The sequence below is a fragment of the Nocardia sp. NPDC056564 genome (genome assembly GCF_042793755.1).
GTDB lineage: Bacteria > Actinomycetota > Actinomycetes > Mycobacteriales > Mycobacteriaceae > Nocardia.
This window is the reverse complement of sequence record NZ_JBHTUR010000020.1, coordinates 148,120-166,106: the sequence shown is the minus strand read 5'-3', so window position 1 is coordinate 166,106 and position 17,987 is coordinate 148,120. Positions and strand designations below refer to the sequence as shown.

11 protein-coding genes are annotated in these 17,987 nt (G+C 68.6%); 9 read left to right on the top strand and 2 right to left on the bottom strand.

Annotation, left to right across the window (positions count from 1 at the left end):
* Positions 1-8: 8 nt before the first annotated feature.
* Positions 9-431: a YbaB/EbfC family nucleoid-associated protein gene (locus ACFQ9K_RS36205; protein WP_378725112.1), complete on the bottom strand. Its 423-nt coding sequence runs from the start codon at positions 429-431 to the stop codon at positions 9-11.
* Between the two features lie 238 nt (positions 432-669).
* On the opposite strand from ACFQ9K_RS36205, the gene ACFQ9K_RS36200 reads away from it, so the two are divergent.
* From ACFQ9K_RS36200 to ACFQ9K_RS36165, 8 genes are all read left to right on the top strand, one after another.
* Positions 670-1,164 carry a YbaB/EbfC family nucleoid-associated protein gene (locus tag ACFQ9K_RS36200; protein ID WP_378725114.1) on the top strand — a complete coding sequence of 165 codons (495 nt, stop codon included), beginning with the start codon at positions 670-672 and terminating at the stop codon, positions 1,162-1,164.
* Positions 1,165-1,176: 12 nt separating this feature from the next.
* Positions 1,177-6,948 carry a hypothetical protein gene (locus ACFQ9K_RS36195; protein ID WP_378984181.1) on the top strand — a complete coding sequence of 1,924 codons (5,772 nt, stop codon included), beginning with the start codon at positions 1,177-1,179 and terminating at the stop codon, positions 6,946-6,948.
* Positions 6,941-9,577 carry a WXG100 family type VII secretion target gene (locus tag ACFQ9K_RS36190; protein ID WP_378716245.1) on the top strand — a complete coding sequence of 879 codons (2,637 nt, stop codon included), beginning with the start codon at positions 6,941-6,943 and terminating at the stop codon, positions 9,575-9,577. The genes ACFQ9K_RS36195 and ACFQ9K_RS36190 overlap by 8 nt, the downstream gene beginning before the upstream one ends.
* Positions 9,574-10,383 carry an ESX secretion-associated protein EspG gene (locus ACFQ9K_RS36185; RefSeq protein ID WP_378716247.1) on the top strand — a complete coding sequence of 270 codons (810 nt, stop codon included), beginning with the start codon at positions 9,574-9,576 and terminating at the stop codon, positions 10,381-10,383. The genes ACFQ9K_RS36190 and ACFQ9K_RS36185 overlap by 4 nt, the downstream gene beginning before the upstream one ends.
* A 32-nt stretch (positions 10,384-10,415) precedes the next feature.
* Positions 10,416-10,724: a hypothetical protein gene (locus tag ACFQ9K_RS36180; RefSeq protein ID WP_378716250.1), complete on the top strand. Its 309-nt coding sequence runs from the start codon at positions 10,416-10,418 to the stop codon at positions 10,722-10,724.
* Positions 10,725-10,739: 15 nt separating this feature from the next.
* Positions 10,740-12,059 carry a hypothetical protein gene (locus tag ACFQ9K_RS36175; RefSeq protein WP_378716252.1) on the top strand — a complete coding sequence of 440 codons (1,320 nt, stop codon included), beginning with the start codon at positions 10,740-10,742 and terminating at the stop codon, positions 12,057-12,059.
* A 166-nt stretch (positions 12,060-12,225) separates the two neighbouring features.
* Positions 12,226-15,150, top strand: a complete 2,925-nt coding sequence (locus ACFQ9K_RS36170) for a BTAD domain-containing putative transcriptional regulator (protein ID WP_378716254.1) — start codon at positions 12,226-12,228, stop codon at positions 15,148-15,150.
* A 108-nt stretch (positions 15,151-15,258) separates the two neighbouring features.
* Positions 15,259-15,696, top strand: coding sequence for a TIGR03618 family F420-dependent PPOX class oxidoreductase (locus ACFQ9K_RS36165; RefSeq protein WP_378716257.1), 438 nt, complete (start codon positions 15,259-15,261; stop codon positions 15,694-15,696).
* 36 nt (positions 15,697-15,732) lie between these two features.
* Here the strand turns inward: ACFQ9K_RS36165 and ACFQ9K_RS36160 are convergent, their stop codons facing one another.
* A complete protein-coding gene (locus ACFQ9K_RS36160) occupies positions 15,733-16,728 on the bottom strand; it encodes a LacI family DNA-binding transcriptional regulator (protein WP_378716259.1) in 996 nt (331 codons plus the stop codon).
* A gap of 172 nt (positions 16,729-16,900) precedes the next feature.
* Here ACFQ9K_RS36160 and ACFQ9K_RS36155 point away from each other — a divergent pair, with 172 nt between their 5' ends.
* Positions 16,901-17,977 (top strand): ABC transporter substrate-binding protein, encoded by a 1,077-nt coding sequence (locus ACFQ9K_RS36155; RefSeq protein WP_378716262.1) that lies wholly within the window; start codon positions 16,901-16,903, stop codon positions 17,975-17,977.
* Positions 17,978-17,987 lie beyond the last annotated feature (10 nt).

The following is a 17,987-nucleotide window of genomic DNA, read 5'->3' as shown; positions in this document are numbered from 1 at the left end:
GGGCTGGTTCAGCGGTCGTTGTCACGTGCCGACGGGGGATCGAAGGAGGCCCGCTGCGGTTCCGGGACACGGGTTTTCAGATCCGGCAGGCCGGCGACCATTTCGGAGAGGCTGGGCAGCTGCGATCGGGTCCGCTGGATGGGCGCGATCAACTCGTTGGCGCGCCGGGCCACCTCCATCGCCGCGTCCTGGGTGGCGTCGGTGACGGCCTCGGCGATCTCGTCATAGTCCAGTTCGTCGATGTCGTCGGCGAAGCGGGTCTCGATCACGACACCGTCGGCGTTGACGGTGATCTGCACCCGGCCCTTGGCCGCCGTGGCGGTCGCGGTGAGTTCGACCCGCTGCCGCTGCGCATCGGCGATCGAGCGAATATGCAGATTGACCGTGTCTAGCAGATCTGCGAGGTCGCCCTTGGCTCGGTCGTTGTCCACGTCGAATTCTCCTGCTGCCCGACGAAATTCGGAACCCGCGATGCCTCCGCATCGATTCCCCGCTGAACGTTACCGTGCCTAATCGGACGGCATAATCTCCGATTATCAAATACTTATGCCGAGATTACGTCGGAGATTATGCCCGCGTGACCAGCGCCGTGTTGAATCGCATTATGCGGCAACTGGGCTCGGCGTGGCGTCGCGAAGCGAGCTCGAACTACGAGGTGGAGGCTTTCTGGTGGCGAACGAACGACTGAAGGCCGACGCCGCGATGATGCTGGAAGCATTGCATGAGCAAATGCTCGGTATTGCCAAAATCCAACGTGACCGTTCCCGGCTCACCGCCTCCGCCACCGCGTGCGACAAGCGCATCACCGTGACCGTCAACGCCGACGGCATTCTCATCGACACCAAGTTCGCCGACGATATCGGCGACCTGACCCACACCGAGATCGCCGAGGCGATGACCGAGGTCGTACAGGAAGCCGCCCGGCGAGTGACCGCGCAGGTCGGCCTGCTCATGGAACCGTTGCGCGAGCGCAAGTCCCAGCTGCCGAAGCTGTCCGATCTGATCGAGGACGCGCCCGACCTCGGATCCGCGATGCCGGTCGCACCGCCCGCGTCGTTCGCGCCGCCGAACTCACCGGAGCGGCGCTACGACGACGACACCGGCTTCGACGACGCGCACCGATTCGGCGGACGACGGTCGATGGTCAGCGGCCGCGACGACTGAGCTCGCGCCGAGATGGGACTGTATCTGCCACCTGAGCTGCGCTGGCTGGGGTGGATCGCGGGCGGTGCGTGGCCGGATGGCGACGAGACCGAGGTATGGCACGTCTCGGACGCTTTCAAAGACGCAGGCTCGGCGCTGAGCAAGCTGACCCCGGATATCGAGGACGTCAAGCGCATGACGATGTCCGCCTATCCCGAGGGGGCGGGCGGCGAGAAGATGGGCGCGCTGTTCGATCAGCTGATCACCGGCGACCAGTCGATCGAATCGTTGGCGAAGTTCATGGAGCAGATCTCCGACGCCGTCTTCGATTTCGGCACGCAGATCGAAGCGGCGAAGCTGATGACGATCGTCTCGCTGATCGCGCTGGCCATCGAGATCGCCTGGGCCTGGATGTTCCCGCCGACCGCGCCTGCCGTCGAGGCGGCCGAGACCGCGGCCACCCAATCCATCCTGCGCCGGCTGGAACTGCAACTCCAGGAACGGATCCTGGCGAAGGTGCTGTCGGTGTTCGGGGAAAAGTTCGCCAACCTCAGCAAGAGCTACCTGCTGAAGATCCTCGAGGCGATGTTCATCTCCGGTGCGCTGGACGCGAGCGTGCAGCTCGGGCAGATGGCCGCCGGACACCGGAAGCACTTCGACGGCAAGGAGTTCGGGGTCTCCGTGCTGTCCTCCGGGCTCGGTTCGCCGTTCGGCCGGATCGCGGCCGACGGGATCGGCCGATTCACCGGAAAACTGCTCGGGGACAAGATCTCCAACCCGTGGGTCCGCGCCGGGAACGGAATGGTCGTCGGCATCGGCTCCAGCCCGTTCGGGGCCGCGGTCGGCGGTCTCGGCGCGGTCATGATCACCGGCGACTGGGAGGGGACCTTCGGCAACCCGGTCAGCTGGGTCGGCGGTGCCGCGCGCGGCGGGATCGCGGGTGGCGTCAAGGGTTACGTCGGGATTCACGGATTCAACAACCGGAACGGCTTCGAAGTTCCGTGGGGGTCGGCCAAGGACGGGTCGGCGAGCTTCTCCGGGAAGGGCGGACTCTCCCTCGATCCGGGGCGCAACGGAGCCAACGGCAACCGCAACGGTTTCGACGGTGAGCACGCCACCAACCGGCCGGGGAACTTCGGGACCAACGGATCCCAGGGGAGCAACCGCGCGATCACCTTCGACGAGTCCGGTTCGGGATCGCGTGGTGGCGGCCGGGATACGTCGCCCTCGACCTTTCCGACCCGGGCCACCGAGTCGAACAGCCCTGGTGAATCGACGAACAATGGAAACTCGCGTAACGGGTCGGGCAGCGGGAACGGCTACGGCGGGAACAGGTCCGAGTACAGCACCCCGAACGGGCAGAACGGTTCCTCGACGGGAGGCCGCGAAGGAAGCTCGCCGCCGCTGAATACCGCCGGGGGGAGCGGTAATTCGCGCGACGGGCACGGCCCGGCGACGACGCAGGGCGGATCGACGACGAACAACCAGTCCACCGGTGGTGGGCAGAACGGGCAGCAGCCCGCGTCGAATCAGCCGGGCAGCACCCAGCAGCGGCCCCCGGCCGCCCCGAATTCCCCCGCCGGGAACGGCAATTCGTCGAGCGCCGGCGGTTCGCCCGAACGCACCGACGGCGGGGGCAGGGACACGCGCACCGCCGCCGGGAACGACGGCTCGGCGCAGTACCAGCGTTCGCCGGCCGCACAGCCGTCCGCCGGTGACGGGCAGCCGCCGGTGCGCTCGGCCACGCCCGAGTCGACTGTCACCGCCGGGCAGTCGCAACGGCCGTCGGGCCCGGAGTCGACCCCGGCCGGTGCGCCGCCGCAGCAGCGGGTGCCCGGTTCGGAGTCGGGTCCGGCTGGTTCGTCGCCGCAGCGTGGGGCGGGTTCGGAGTCCAGTCCGGCGGGCGCGCCGCCGCAGCAGCGGGTGCCCGGTTCGGAGTCGGGTCCGGCTGGTTCGTCGCCGCAGCGTGGGGCGGGTTCGGAGTCCGGTCCGGCGGGCGCGCCGCCGCAGCGTGGGGCGGGCTCGGAGGCTCCGGCCGGATCGTCCCAACGTCCATCGGTGTCGAATGCCGGTGCGGGCGACGGCACATCGTCGCAGCAACGCCCGCCGGCGAACGAGTCGAACCCGGCTGGTCGGCCGCGTTCCTCGGTGCCGGAGCCCAACTCGACCACTGCGGGCCAGCAGCCGCCGCAACGGATCGCCGCGTCGAATTCCGGTGGGACACCGCCGGCCTCGCGCCCGCCGGAGTCGACCAACGTGTCCTCGTCGTCCAACGCACGGGGCCAACACGACACGGGTGCGCCGCCACCGCGCCCCGAGCAGCGGCTACTGCCGCCGCCCGAGGGCCAGCAGGCGCCGCCACGGGCGGCCACGCCGCCGGGGCAGCACGACCCGAGCGGACCCCAGGGCGCGGTGCAGACCGGCCGCGGCGGCTGGACCCACGAGGAACAGCGTCCGGGGAATTCGAACTGGATCCGCAACGAGCGCGGCGACGTGCTGGTCACCTCGCCCGACGGCACCCGGCACCTGGTCGGCCGCGACGGGAACATCACCATCGCGCGGCCCGGCGATCCGACGGCGGTCCGCATCCGCCCCGACGGGGGCACCGAGTTCGTGCCGAACTCCGCTAATCACCCTGCGGCACAACCCGCCCCGCGCGCAGGCGGGACGAACGGGCCGGAGCGGGAGTTCGGTTTCGGCCGGCCCGACGGCACCCGGCACACGGTGCTGCCCGACGGCTCGGTGCAGACCAGGTCCCCGGACGGCTCGACGACGACCATCCAGCGCAACGGCGCGACGGACTTCCGTTCGGCGTCCGGCGATCGGACGCAGCGCGAACCGGACGGCACCACCATTCACACGCCGCCGGACGGGCCAACCACGGTCACCAGGCCCGACGGCAGCACCTACGTCGTGCCGAACGATCGCGCGGGCTGGGAACGCAAGGCCGACGGCTCCTTCGTCGTCACCTCCCCGGACGGCACCAAGCACGTGGTCGACCCCGACGGCACCATTGTGGTGAGCCGTCCCGGCGATCCGCAGGCCCTCCGCATCGCCCCCGATCAGCCGATCGCGTTCGTCGCGCCCGACGGCGCCGGCGGGGCACCGCGTCCCGAGGGGTCGGCGGGCAAGGACACCGGCGTGCGCTCGCCGTCCTTCAATCGGCCGGAACGCATCTCGCACACGGTGCTGCCCGACGGCTCGGTGCAGACCAAGTCGCCGGACGACTGGACCACGACGGTCAAGTCCAACGGCGCAACCGAATTCACCTCGCCCAACGGCGACAAGACCATCTCGAAGCCGGACGGCACAGTGGTCGAATCCGGGCCGAACAAGCCCATCATCACCACCGGCATCGACGGGACGAAGCAGACCGCCGAGCACAACGGCGCCGTCACGGTCGAGAACCCGGACGGCACCAAGCATGTCGTGTTCGACTCCGGCAACAATCAGGGTGGCGGCCGGTCCCAGCATCCCGACGGGACGGTCGTCCACAGCGACCTGAAGGGCACGCTGGACTTCAGCCCGCGCGATCGGCTCGGCGGCTTCCCCCAGGACGGCCCGCGCAAGCACGGCATCATCCAGATGGATCGGCCCGACGGGACCGGGTTCGAGTCGACGCCCAAGGGCAGCAAGGTGTTCGACCCCGACGGCACCACCTACGAGTCGGGCTCGCGCGGATCCGTGCGCATCACCACGCCGAACGGCGAGACCGAGGTCCGGAAGGTGACCGAGCCGATCGACCTGTCCAACGGTGCGCAGGTCGAGCGGACCCCGGACGGCTTCCGGGTCACCCATCCGGACGGTTCTACCTCCGAAATCGGTTCGCGCGGTGCGAAGGTCACCGATGCCGACGGCGTCGCGCGCGGGACTCGGCCGGATGGCACGACCGTCGTCACCGAGGCGGACGGTACCGTGCGCGAGGTCCGGCCGGACGGAGCCGTGCGGGTCACCGCGCCGGACGGAACCGCATGGGGCAGCAGGCCGGACGGCACCACCTGGAAGGTCGACGAAGGCGGAAAGATCTACGTCTCGCATCCGGACGGGACCGACGCGCCGCCGCCGCCTCCGCTGCGCAAGAACTCCTGGATCGACGGCAGCGATGAGACCACCAAGACGCGACCGCGGCGGGTGCCGGAGATCGGTCCGCTGCCGGGCGCGTACCACGCGCCGCAGGCGCCGGAACTCGACGATTGGATTCCGCCGGGATACGGCAAGGATGCGGACGGGAACGATTGGGAGCCACCGGATCCCGATCTCTTCGATGATGACCAAGGGTATTGGGGTCCGGGCGGGGAGGACCACTACTACTACGGCGACGATTACGGCGACGGTGCTGGTTCCGATGGTGATCATCGTGACTTCGGCGACGATCGGGATTCGGGGCAGGGCGAGGACTCCGGTGGTCCGGGCGTCGGTGACGATCCGGGCCGAGGTGCCGGGCCGGACGGCGTCGGCGGCAACGACTACCGCGATACCGATGCGGCGGGCGGCTCCGATGACCGGCGCGACGATTCCGATCAGGGTGCCGGCCGCAGCGATGATTCCGGTGCGGACCAGGCGGACTCGGCCGGAGACGATCGGGCGGACCAGCAGCCGGACCCGGCGGAGCTGGCGAATATGTTGCAGAACCTGCACGCCGCGGATGGGATGATCCCGCCGCCGGATGACGGCGGCGGGATCATGCCGCCGAGCGAGGTCGGGCAGTCGCCGGACTTCACCCGCCTGTCCGAATCGGGTGCGGGTTCATCGCGGAATGTGCCGCCGCCACCGGATCTGTCCGGGTTGCGCGGGATGCTGAATCAGCTGGGCGAGCAGGCCGCCGACGGTTCGGGCGAGCAAGGTGCCCCTCCCGGTACCGGGAGCGACTCCGGCTCATCGAACGACTCGCGCGGCGGTTCCGGGTCGCCGAACCCGCGGGGTGACGCCGAATTGCCCGGTGCCGAGCGCAATCCGGGTGAATCGGCGTCGCACGATCGTCCGGATATGTCAGGCGCGGGCAACCGCCCGGGTGGTCAAGGCTCGGATGGCCGGGGTTCGGAGAATCGCCCGGGTGGTCCGGGTTCCGAGAGCCGCCCGGGTGGTGCAGGTTCGGAGAATCGCCCGGACGGTCGCAGCGACGAGAGCCGCCCGGACGGTCCGGGTTCGACGCACCGTTCGGATGGTCAGAGCTCCGGCGGTCAGGGCTCCGGAGGACACGCGAGTGGCTCGGAGGCCGCGGATCAGTCGCATGCTCCTGGCGCCGGGAATCGTTCGGACGCATCAGGTTCCGGCGAGCGTCCGGGCGATCCTGGCGCCGGAGAACGGCGGGGTTCCGCCGAGCATCCCGGCGGCCCAGGTGCCGGTGACCGGCACGGCGGGCCGGATGGCCAGGACGACTCGTCCAGGCCGGGGACAACGAAAATCCCAGAGCAGCACGGAAACTCATCGCATCCGGGCGCGGCCGGAGCCCAGCACCCGTCCGCTCCGGGACGGCCGCCCGCGATGCCGCCGCAGGACAGTCATCCGGGCGGGTCCTCCGCACCCGGAGGCACGCCGGGCGCCGCACCGCCGCCCGGCACCACACCGCCCGCGGCGCAACCCGCGGCCGAAGCGAAACAGAAGCCACCACGCCGAGATCGCAAGAAGAACGACAAGCCACGAAAGACACCGAGATCAATGCTGATGCCTTCGCCGTCCGAGGCGCCCGAACGAGCCGGACCCGACGACTCCGTCGATGTCCCCTTTGCTTTGGGAGCTTCGAACCAGGACCCCGAACCGGATAGCACGGCGCGATCGACCACGAGGAGAAGTGCAGATGGCTGACGAGCCGAAGAAGATCGACGATACGACCAAGGGCTCGGTCGACGACTGGAAAGATCTGCGTTCCAAGGCGGATGACCATTCGTTGAAGTTCAAGACCCTGACGTTCGATCCCAAGATCGTGCAGCAGTGCGCACAGCTGTGTCACGACATGATCGGAAAACTGAAGTGGTATCAGGACTTCATCAATAACAACAAAATGGCCGACATGGACAACTGGTCCGACGAGACGGGCGGTATCCAGCTCACGCATCGTTTCAATCAAAAGGGCCAGGACGTCCTGCACGCGATGGACACCTTGAAAATCATCATGGAGGACATGGGGGACACGTTCCTCAGCGCGGGCGCGAACTATCTTCGGGCCGACGGGAAGTCGACCGAAGAACTCGACAAGGTGGGCAGCCTGCAAACGGTCGATTCCATCAAACCGAAGAACGATCCGCCGAAAGAACCGCATCTGTCCGACACCAAGAGCAACCCGGACAAGCCGAAACCGCCGACCGGCGTGGATCCCGGCCAGCCGATCAGTGTCGAGGACGGCAGCGGTTGGGGCTGGGACCGGTTCCACACCTTCGGTGTCTCGTTGATCGGACACGACTGGCGGACCTATGAGGCAGGTACGCGATACAACTGGATCAGCGGACAGCTCAGCGGAGATCTCACCGATCTGAACGCCTCGATCAAGCGGGCGTCCGAGATGTGGACCGGTAACGGGGCGGAGAAGGCCGCCGATGCGATCAAACGATTCAGCGAGAACTCGCTCACCTTCGCCAACAGCCTGACCAATCTCGGCAACGATCTGCTGTATTGCTCGAAGTGGCTGAACTACACCTACAACAAGACGCCCGGCGAGACCTGGGACAACACGTACGCGTCGGACTGCGTGAAACGGGATCGGCTGGGTGATTACCGAGGCCGGTACAAGGACACCTACCTGCCCGGTATCGAGGGTGCGGTCGCCGCGATGCCGCAGATCGCCGTGACCGGCAAGGTCGCCGACCCGCCCAAGGGTGACGGTAAGGGCGACAACAAGGGCGATGGCAAGGGCGACAACAAGGGTGACGGCAAGGGCGACAACAAGGGTGACGGCAAGGGCGACGACAAAAACATCGATAAGAACAGTCCCGATTACAAAGCCGGTTACAAGGACGGTTACAAGCAGGGTCTGGAAGACGGCGGTGGTAAAGGCGACGGTAAAGGTGACGGGAACGGGAACAACAAGGGCGACGGTAACGGCAACGGCAACGGCAACGGGAACGGCTATGGCGGACCCGGCGGTGGCAACAGCGGCGGCGGTAACAGCGGTGGCGTAGACAAGAACAGCCCCAACTACAAGGGCGGCTACGACGACGGCCACAAGCAGGGCCTCGGCGACAGCAAAGCCGGCAGCGGCGGACAGAGCGGTGGCTCGGGTCCGGGCGGTAGCTCCGGTTCGAAAGGCGGCCCCGGTTCGAGCGGCAGCGGTTCGCCCGGCCCGAAGACGCAGATACCCGACCTGTCCAATTACGGTGCGGGCGACGGGGAGCGCAATGCGCCCCCGCCGAGCGGTGCCGTTGGACCCGGACCCGGACTCGGCTCCAGCGGCGGACCGGGCGGCGGTTCCAGCGGTAAGCCCATCGCTGGACCGGGTTCCTCCTCGCCGGGGCCCAAGATCAACCCGCCGCCGATCCCCGGGCCGGGCAAGCCGGGCGGCAGCCCCGCCCCTGGCTCGCCCGAGGATCTGCTCAGCAAGCTCCTGCACGGCGAGAACCCGCTCAAGGATCTGAACCCGGAGGCACTGAAGAAGATCGGGTCGGATCTGCTCGGTGGTCTGAGTCCGGATCTGCTGAAGAACATGAGTCCGGAGGCCTTGCAGAAGCTGGGTTCCGATCTGCTGCAAGGGTTGAGCCCGGACGAACTGAAGAAGCTGGGCTCCGACATCCTCGGCGGCCTCAGCCCGGAACAGCTGAAGCATCTCAGCCCGGAAACGCTGAAGAACCTCAGCCCGGACGTGCTCAAGAACATCAGCCCCGAAACGCTGAAGAACCTCGATCCGGAAACACTACGGAACCTGAGTCCGGACACCATGCGCGATCTGGGACGCAGCATCGCCCAGACGCCCGGCGGCGGGGACCTGCTCAAGCTGTTGACCGACGGTCTGAACGGACTCACCACAACGATCGGCGACGTGGTCAAGACCGGCACCGAAGCGCTCGCCGGTCTGGCGAACACCGGGGCGCTCGGCATCCCCGGCTTGGGCGAACTCCAGCACATGGAGATGGCCAGCGGCAGCGCGGCGCCGACCGATCTCGCCTCCGCGCTCAAGCACGCGGCCGGCATACCCTCCGGTGGACCGGGCGGGCCCGGTGGACCGGGCGGATCGCACCCGCCGCTCACCACTCTGTCCGGTGCTCCGGCCGAGTCGTCGAAGTTGTTCCCGCGGGCCGCGATTCAGAGCATCGCCGACGGCCATCAGGTGCAGACCTCGACGGCAGGCAGCGCTCCCGGAGCCATGGGTCCCGGCCCTGGCCCCGGTCCCGGCGCGCAGGGCAGCGGGGAGTACAAGCGACCCAAGTACCTCGACTCGGTGACCAATCTGGATAGCGCCCTCGGTCCGGACGTCGAGCGGTCGAAGCCGGTGATCGAGCCGTGACGCAGCAGTGGAAGTTCACCGCGCTCGAGTTCATCGTCCTCTGCGAGCAGTATCGCGGCGGTTCGCTGCCGACGCCGTTCCTGTTCGTCACCGACGAGGTGGTCATGGCCGATGCGCTGGAACAGCGCAAGCGGGTGGTGTGGGAGGAGCTGCGGCATCGGCTCGGCGGCTCGTTCGACGGTGCGATCGAGGTGCTGACCGCGCCCGAACTGTTTGTGCGCGTGCGTAGTTGGGACGAGCAGGCGGAGAGCAATATGGCCAAGCAGTACCACCTGCACGCCGCGCGGGCGGGCGCGCTCGGCTACCTCTTCGAACAGGCGCCCGGCCTGATCACCTACGACAGCCCGGCATTCACCGTGACCGAGTGCGATCCCCGTGCGCTCGCCGGTGCGGTGGTCGCCTCGCTTCCGCCGGTGGAAGCCGGTCGGCTGCCGGACATTCCGGTGATCACCGACCCGGCCGAGCACGAGGTGCCGATCTGGGGCAGCAGCTATATCCGGGACGAGCGGGAGGATTCGCCGGTCTATCAGACCCAGCAGTTCTTCCAGCGTCGCGCCGACTGCACCGGATCGATCATCGTGGTGCAGGGGCGCTCGAAGTACGGTCCGCGCGGCATCCACGAGACGAAGATGATGTGGCGCGACGTGGCCGACGACGGCCGCTACGTCATGTCGCTCGACGAAGCGCCGATCGCGGTCGCCACCAGTCAGCGGCAGCTGGCCGAGCGGATCCAGCGCGATATCGACAATCTGATGCAGCGCCTGGAAACGCATTGGGAGGCAGGGCGTCCCGACGACCGTTACTGACCGTACGAGCAGGAGAAACAGGAGGCGACGCCATGTCCGGTGAACGCAGGATCGAGGTGGACACCACGCGATTGCGCGGTGCCGCGGCCAAGATGGAGGAGGTCGGCAAGAAGACCGAGGACATCATGGCCACACTGCGAAGCAACTTGCAGGCCAGGGGGTTTCCATTCGGTACCGACGACTACGGGGACAAGTTCACCAAGGGCGACAAGGGTTACACCAAGTCCGCGGAGAACCTGCTGACCGGTGGTGACAACATGACCGATTCGACGAAGAAGTTCAGTAAGGGCATGCACGGCGCCGCGGACAAGATGGATGACATGGATTCCGGGAATTCGTGAGGAGTGGCTGACTAGATGACCGATCCACAACAGCACCCTCCGGCCGAGACCGGCGCCGCGCCGGACGTCGCCTTCCGGCTCGGCGGCCTGGGTCCGGCGGGGGCGAATCCGGGGCCCGCGATCGCTGATTCGCCTGTGCCGCAACCGGAGCCGGAACCGGAACCTGATCCGGAGCCGGCCTCGACCGAGCCGACGGTCGAAGACCAGGCCGCCGAACTCGCCCAGCGGATCGCGCAGGAACTGGCGGTCGCCGGTCCCGAAGGCTGGCGGCGGCTGGCGGCGGTTTTCGCGCTCACCATCGCGGGTGGGGTGCGGGCCGCGGTCTACTTCGACGAGGCCGACGGAGCCGTCCGGATCGAGCCGTCGGACGAGATCATGGAGCTGGTCCGATGGCAGCGCGAGGTCTCGGCCCCGCTCGGTGACGGACCCTGGTGGCGGCTGACCTTGCAGTTCGATGTCGCCGGCCGGTTGGAACTCGACTACGACTACGGTGACGAGCCGTTCCCGGACGAACATCTGCTGGTGCCCGAGGCGTATCTGGCCGATCTCGAGGCGTTTCCGCGTGCGCGGTTGCCGCTGTGGCTGGCCGCCTACATCGGTCATGACAATCGGCAATGGCGTTCGCCCCAGCAGGCTGCCGCGCAGACCAGGGCGGACCAGGCGGCCGGTGTCGTCGCGGTGCGGTCGGTGGACGATTTCCCGGTGCTGCCCGTGCTGTGGGCGCGCTGGGCGACGATCGCCGCCACGTTCGTCGCCGTCGGTTCGGAGTGGGGGCCGCGGATCCAGCCCGCGCTCGGCGCGTTCGAGGGATCGGCGCGCAGCGGGTCCACGCTGTATGTGCTGCCCGGCGGCCGGGCGGTGCTGTCCGGCGGCGTATGGAACGCCCCGGAACTGGATGCCGCCTACAACGCGGAGGCACCGCATCCGGAGCTGTACGCGGGCGCGCCGGAGTGGGTGGCCAATCAGGTGCTCAATCCGCGGGCGGCCCGCGGGCTGATGTCGTTCTGTTACTGGTGGGAGGACGACAGCTGGTATCGAGGTGACTCACCGTCCGCGGATCTGCTGAGTCCCGCTGTGCCCGGCATCTGGACGGACGAGACCGTGGTCGATGTGGTGTGCGGCGTGCTGAGCGACGATCCGAGCGAGGAACTACGCACCGCCGCAGCGACACTGGTGGCGGCCGCGGAGGCGGGCGTGGTCACGCGCGACACGGTGACCGCGCTGTTCACCGACCCGAACGACGACATCGACGGTGCGCTGTATCAGCTGTCGCTGGCGGGGTTGGTGGCCACGGTGCCGGCCGCACTGGCGCAGGATCACGCGCCGTCGCAGTAGTGTGACCTCCATCACATCCGTTTGAGTGTGCCGTACCGGCATGGTCTCTGCTGAGTAGTGACTGAAATCCTTGTTGCTCGGCTGGATTCGAATGTGAGGGATTCGTTTGGCACCGCAGCAGTGTTCGGGTGTTGATGGGGCGGGGCTCGGAGAACTACGAATACGCATGTTGGGGCCGGTCGAGGTGTGGCTCGGGGATCAGCATCTCGACATCGCGGCGCCGCAGCTGCTGGCCGTGCTGGCCATGCTCGCGGCCGAGCCGGGATCCACGCTGTCGACGACGCAGCTGGCCGCGCGCCTGTGGGCCGACCGGCCGCCGAAAACCGCGGCCAGCGTGCTGCGCAATCATGTGCTCGTGCTGCGCCGGCTGTTCGACGCGCACGGGCACGCGGGCGCCGGGGGCGAGTGGCTCGCGTCGACGCGCGGTGGGTATCGGCTCAACCTGCCGGTCGAGTTCGATGTCGTCGTGGTCGAGGAACTGATCGCCGCCGCCGAATCCGATCGCCGCTCGGGCGCGGTCGACGAGGCGGACGCCAAGCTCACCGCGGCGCAGCAGATGTGGCGCGGCGATCCCATGATCGGGCTGCCGGGGCCGTGGGCCGAGGGCGAGCGGGCCCGCCTGAGCCGGCTGCGCCTGGCGCTGTACGAGGTCGGGGTCACCGTCGCGCTGGATCTGGGACGGTACTCGGCCGCCGTCGCGGAGTCGGAGGCGCTGATCGCGGCCGATCCGCACTGTGAGCGCTGGTACGAACTGCTGATGCTCGCGCTGCACCGCAGCGGGCGGCGGGTCGAGGCGCTCGACGTCTATCGGAACGCGCGCCGGGTGCTGGCCGACGAACTGGGTCTCGAGCCCGGTCCGCAGCTGGCCCGGCTGCATCAGCAGATCCTGTCGGCCGAGGTGCCGAAATCCGACGAGGCCGCCGAGCTGCCCACCGCGGCAATGGATTCCGGGCCCCGGCGAGTCCCGGCGCAGCTGCCGCCCGATCTGGCCGACTTCGTCGGCCGCGAAGACGTGGCGCACGAGCTGGCCGAGATCTTGGCCGCGGACTCCGACCACCGCCCGGTGATCGCCATCACCGGGCTCGGCGGAGTCGGAAAGACCACGCTCGCAGTCCATCTCGCGCATCGCGCGCGCAAGCACTATCCGGACGGCGCGTTGTACCTCGATCTCGGTGGGCTGGACGAACATCCGCGATCGACCGACATGCTGCTCGCGGTCGCGTTCCGCTCGTTCGGCATCGAGGCCGGCGAGCTGCCGTCGGACCTGGCGGAACGAACGGCACTGTGGCGCGACACCGTTGCGGGCAAGCGCATTCTGCTGGTGCTCGACAACGCGCGTGATCTCGAACAGCTCGCGCCGTTGCTGCCCGGCTCCGGCACGGCGGGGGTGCTGGTCACCAGCCGTTCGAGCCTGGCGGAGCTGTTCGACGCGCGGCTGGTCCCGCTGGATGTCCTGACCCGGGACGAGGCGTGGTCGCTGTTGGAGCGCATGGTGTCGGTGCGGCGGCTGCGGGACGAACCCGATGCGGCACACGCCATCCTGCGCGCGTGCGGGCATCTGCCGGTCTCGCTGCGCATCGTCGGTGCGCGACTCGCGAGCAGGCCGACCTGGCGGCTCGCCGCGGTGGCCGAGCGCTTGGCCGACGAGCGCGGCCGCCTGGCCGAACTCTCGGTCGGCAACACGAGTGTGGAACTCGTGTTCCGGGAAAGCTATCGCATGCTCACCCCCGACGTCGCCCGCGTCTTCGTGCTCGCTGCGTTCTCCGACGCGCCCGATCTGTCGGTCGCCGCGATCGCCGCGCTGATCGACCGGGATCGGGCCGAGGCCGAGCGGCTGTGCGAGACCCTGGTGGATCTGGGCATGTTGCAGACGCCGGAGCGCAGTCGCTACCGGTATCACGATCTGCTGCGGCTGTTCGCCCGCGGGGTGGCCGATCCGGCACAGCGGGCGGAATGGTCGGATGCCTTGCGCAGGCTGATCGACTTCTATCTGGCCAGCGCGAAAAACATTGTGGAACTGCGTGATCCGGGCGTCGGCACCGACTACTACGCCGCGACCTGTGTGACCGGGCAGTCGTTCGCCGACGAACGGCAGTGCGCCGCATGGGCGAAGGCGGAACGGTTCGGGCTGGTCGCGCTCTATCGACAGGTGGCCGAGGTTCCCGACGCCCGAACCCGAACGCTCGCAGTCGATCTCGCGCTCTCGCTGGCGGTGGGCGGCGACGCGGGCGAGCACCTGCCTCAGGTGGCGACCGTGCTGGACACGTTGAGCCGGGCGGCGGAGCAGGACGGCGATCAGCAGACCATGGGCCGCGCGCAGCTCGCCGCCGCGGTCGCGCGGTTGGTCGGCATGGGCGATCTGGGCGCGGCGCGCGTCCTCCGGCAGGTGGGTGCGCTGCTGCGGAACCTGGGCGATCTGGCCGGCGCGGTCCTCGCCGAGCAGATGCTCGGCACCGCCATGGCGTATCAGGAGAACGTGGACGTCGCCGCGGAGCACTTCCGGCGCGCCATCGAACTCGGCCGCGAGGGCGGGAACCAGTGGAGCGAAGGCATGGGCTGGGCGACCCTCGCCCGCACCTACTGCGACGCCCGGCGCTGGCCGGAGGCCGCCGAGTCCGCCGAACACGCCCTGTGCATCGCGCGGCTGGTCGGCAGCCTCCGGCTCGAGTCGATGGCTCTGCACGAGCTCGGCTTCGCGACGCTGCACCGCGGCGATCCGGTGGTCGCCAGGGGGCTGTGTGAGCAGGCGCTCGAGGTGGCCCGCCGGGACGGGCGCCGGCACCAGGAGGGTTGGGCGCTGGCCAGATTGGCCGAGGTCGCGCTCTACAGCGGCGACGCCGAGGCGGCGGTGCCGATCGCCGCGGAGGCCGTGCGGGCGCTCACCGAGGTCTCGGCGACCGTGCGCCGCCTGCGCGCGATGCGGGTGTACGGCCGCGCGCTGACCGCCGTCGGCCGGACCGAGGAGGCCGAACCGATTCTGCGCAAGGTCGCGCAGCTGAGCAAGCGCATCGGACTGGCCGCCCCCGACCGGTCGTCGCCGCGCCCGGCCAACGGTTCGTCCGCGTTACTCGCGTTGTCACGCGGCAAATAGCGGCTTTTCGCGTCGCGCGAAATCCGATCCGAAATCGGGGTTCCCTTAGGGAACTCAGAGTGCTACGTTCATGGAGTCTCTTGAAGGAACTCTGAAAGGCTTGTCGAGATGAGCAAGGACTCCAGCGCCGACACCGTGCCGGCCGACCAGGTCGACGCCGAACGTCGCACCCTCGATCCCGAGGTCCGCCGGGTGCTCGACGGCGCACCGCACGCCCACCTCGCCAGCCTCCTGCCCGACGGCTCGCCCCATGCCGTCCCGGTCTATGTCGGCACCGACGGCGACCACGTGGTAATCCTCACCGGCCCCGGTAGCCGCAAGGCCCGCAACCTGCGCCGCGACCCGCGCGTCGCCCTCTCGATGACCCCGGCGGACAACCTTTTTCAGCCGGTGATCATCCGCGGCAAGGTCGTCGAATGGCTGTCCGGCGACGCCGCCTGGCCGATCATCGACCGCCTCGCGCTGAAGTACACCGGCAATCCGTACTCCCGTGAGCTCGAACGGGTCGTCGCCCGTATCGAGCCCGACTACCAGAGCGCCGGCTGACGACGCCCCTCGCCGCCACGGCGGTCCGAATGTCGTTCAGCCGCCGGTGCTTTCCCGGATCTCCAGCGTGAACGGAATCTGAATGTCCTGGGCGGCAAAGGTTTCGGCGCCCCGGCGGCGGAGCAGCTCGACCGCCGTGCCGGCGATGGCGATCTTGTCCGGCGCGATGGTGGTCAGCGACGGGATGCTGAACGCGCTCTCCTCGGTGTTGTCGAAGCCCACGATCGCCACGTCCTCCGGGATGCGCATGCCCCGCTCGGCGACCCTGCGCATCGCGCCGAGGGCGAGCAGGTCGTTGAAGCAGAAGACCGCGTCGGGTGGTTCCGGTAGATCCAGGAGATGATCCATGGCCTCGGCGCCGTCGCGCCGGTGATACTCCAGCGCCGTCACGATCAACTCGCTCCGCTCGGGAATCCCGTTCTCGGCCAGCGCTTCCCGATAGCCGAGGAGGCGCAGCGCGGCGGTGCCGCGATGCGGGTTGTGGCCGATCGCGGCGATGCGCCTGCGGCCGATCCGGGCGAGGTGCCCCACGGCGGCGCGGGCGGCGCGCACATTGTCGATGGCCACGTGATCGAAGGGGACGTCTACCGCGTGCTCGCCGAGCAGCACCAGCGGGACCGCGGGGGACAGCTCGGCGAAGTCTGCGGCCTCCAGCGCCTGCGGGCTCACGATCGCCCCATCGATCAGGTAGGGGCCCATCGAGGCCAGGGCGTCGCGTTCCTGACCCCGGACGCCCTGAGTCTGTTCGATCAGCACACCCCACTCGTGCCGGTGGGCAGCGGTGATGACCAGGCCGGTCAGCTCGGCGAAGTACGGAATGCTCAACTCCGGCAGCACCAGCGCGATGAACCCGGTCCGCCCCCGCCGCAGATTGCGCGCGCCACGGTGCGGCCGATAGCCGGTCGCCTCCAGCGCCGCCAGCACCTTGCGCCGGTTCTCCGGTTTGACGAAGTCGTACCCGTTGACCACGTTCGATACCGTCTTGATGGAGACGCCGGCAAGTGTCGCAACATCTTTGAGCGTGGCGGCCACTGCGCTGCTCCTCCTCGCCATCGGCCCGATCCGTGGAAACCGAACTTCAACGGATTTCTCCAAACTACTTACAACGTTGTTCCAACGTTGTAAAACTCATCTAACGCCTCGCACGGCAGCGAGGATCGGGTCGCGCTCCGGCCCTCGACGGGGTGCCCTGAAGGAGTTACCGATGCCCGTCACCAAGACCCACGCGATCGTCGTCGCGGTCACCACCGCGGTCGGCCTCACCCTGTCCGGATGCGCGAAATCCGAGACGGATTCGTCCGCGCCGACCGGGGCCGGCCCCGCGGCGTCCGCGGCCGCGACCCAGCCGAGCGGGCAGTCGACCTGCACCCTGGCCCAGACCGGCTATCCGAAGATCGACCCGAAGACGGCGAAAATCGGCTTCTCCCAATCGGAGAAGGAGGCCAACCCGTTCCGGATCACCGAGACCGCGTCGATCAAGCAACAGGCCGCCGCGCTGGGCATCCCGTCCGGCAACCTGCTCGTCACCAACGCGCAGAGCGATCTGAACAAGCAGATCAGCGATATCAAGTCGCTGCTCGACCAGGGCGTGCAGGCGCTGATCGTGGCCCCGCTGAACTCCGACGGCCTGCAACCGGCGCTGGACGCGGCCAAGGCCAAGCAGGTTCCGGTCATCACCGTGGACCGCAAGGTGACCTCCCAACCCTGCACGGACTACCTGACTTTCATCGGCTCCGACTTCGTCGAGCAGGGTAGGCGCGCGGCCGACCAGATGATCCGGGTCACCGGCGGCCAGGGCAAGATCGCGATCCTGCTCGGCTCCTCCGGCAACAACGTGACCACCGACCGGACCAAGGGTTTCAAGGACCGGCTGGCGGGCACGCCCGGGCTGACCATCGTCGCCGAGCAGACCGGCGACTTCGACCGGTCCAAGGGACTGTCGGTGATGGAGCAGCTGTTGCAGAGCCACCCGGACATCACGGCGGTCTACGCCGAGAACGACGAGATGGGCATCGGGGCGGTGAATGCGATCAAGGGCGCGGGCAAGAAGCCCGGAACCGACATCAAGATCGTATCGGTGGACGGCACACACAACGCGGTGCAGCTCATCGTCGACGGTTCGTACAACGCGGTCATCGAGTCGAATCCGCGCTTCGGGCCGTTGGCGTTCCAGACGTTGCAGCAGTTCCAGGACGGCGCCGCCATCCCGGCGACCGTGATCATCTCCGACGACGAGTACGACGAAACGAATGCCGCCGCGAAGGCGGCCAACTCGTATTGATCGCGCCGGC

Coding starts and splice junctions, on each gene's coding strand:
- ACFQ9K_RS36195 (WP_378984181.1), top strand. CDS start 1,177: ATGGGACTGTATCTGCCACCTGAGCTGCGCTGGCTGGGGTGGATCGCG.
- ACFQ9K_RS36190 (WP_378716245.1), top strand. CDS start 6,941: ATGGCTGACGAGCCGAAGAAGATCGACGATACGACCAAGGGCTCGGTC.
- ACFQ9K_RS36180 (WP_378716250.1), top strand. CDS start 10,416: ATGTCCGGTGAACGCAGGATCGAGGTGGACACCACGCGATTGCGCGGT.
- ACFQ9K_RS36175 (WP_378716252.1), top strand. CDS start 10,740: ATGACCGATCCACAACAGCACCCTCCGGCCGAGACCGGCGCCGCGCCG.
- ACFQ9K_RS36170 (WP_378716254.1), top strand. CDS start 12,226: ATGTTGGGGCCGGTCGAGGTGTGGCTCGGGGATCAGCATCTCGACATC.
- ACFQ9K_RS36165 (WP_378716257.1), top strand. CDS start 15,259: ATGAGCAAGGACTCCAGCGCCGACACCGTGCCGGCCGACCAGGTCGAC.
- ACFQ9K_RS36155 (WP_378716262.1), top strand. CDS start 16,901: ATGCCCGTCACCAAGACCCACGCGATCGTCGTCGCGGTCACCACCGCG.